Source organism: Corynebacterium sp. UMB0012 (genome assembly GCF_030216265.1).
Taxonomy (GTDB): Bacteria; Actinomycetota; Actinomycetes; order Mycobacteriales; family Mycobacteriaceae; genus Corynebacterium.
The window spans coordinates 1-1,058 of the sequence record NZ_JASOKQ010000050.1 but is presented as its reverse complement, the minus strand read 5'-3'; the positions used below and the strand labels follow the sequence as shown (position 1 = coordinate 1,058).

At 55.1% G+C, this 1,058-nt stretch carries 1 rRNA gene; it reads right to left on the bottom strand.

Annotation, left to right across the window (positions count from 1 at the left end):
* Window positions 1-979: ribosomal RNA gene (locus QP324_RS11800) — 16S ribosomal RNA — on the bottom strand; the annotation flags it as partial.
* Window positions 980-1,058 lie beyond the last annotated feature (79 nt).

Genomic DNA, 1,058 nt, shown 5'->3' with positions numbered 1-1,058 from the left:
GTGTATGTCAAGCCCAGGTAAGGTTCTTCGCGTTGCATCGAATTAATCCACATGCTCCGCCGCTTGTGCGGGCCCCCGTCAATTCCTTTGAGTTTTAGCCTTGCGGCCGTACTCCCCAGGCGGGGCGCTTAATGCGTTAGCTACGGCACGAAAGTCGTGAAAAGACCCTCACACCTAGCGCCCACCGTTTACGGCATGGACTACCAGGGTATCTAATCCTGTTCGCTACCCATGCTTTCGCTCCTCAGCGTCAGTAACTGCCCAGTAACCTGCCTTCGCCATCGGTGTTCCTCCTGATATCTGCGCATTTCACCGCTACACCAGGAATTCCAGTTACCCCTACAGTACTCAAGTTATGCCCGTATCGCCTGCACGCCCGGAGTTAAGCCCCGGAATTTCACAGACGACGCGACAAACCACCTACGAGCCCTTTACGCCCAGTAATTCCGGACAACGCTCGCACCCTACGTATTACCGCGGCTGCTGGCACGTAGTTAGCCGGTGCTTCTTATCTAGGTACCGTCACAAAAAGCTTCGTCCCTAGCGAAAGGAGTTTACAACCCGAAGGCCGTCATCCCCCACGCGGCGTCGCTGCATCAGGCTTGCGCCCATTGTGCAATATTCCCCACTGCTGCCTCCCGTAGGAGTCTGGGCCGTATCTCAGTCCCAATGTGGCCGTCCACCCTCTCAGGCCGGCTACCCGTCGCCGCCTTGGTAGGCCATTACCCCACCAACAAGCTGATAGGCCGCGAGCTCATCCTACACCGAAAAAACTTTCCAACCATCACACTAAAAATGGCTCCTATCCGGTATTAGACCCAGTTTCCCAGGCTTATCCCGAAGTGCAGGGCAGATCACCCACGTGTTACTCACCCGTTCGCCACTCGAGTACCCTGCAAGCAGGGCCTTTCCGTTCGACTTGCATGTGTTAAGCACGCCGCCAGCGTTCGTCCTGAGCCAGGATCAAACTCTCCACAAAAAAATTTCAGAACAACATCCGAAACAGGCCGTGAAAAGCCCGAAACCCAACAAAAGAACAAACCACCACAAACCACAAA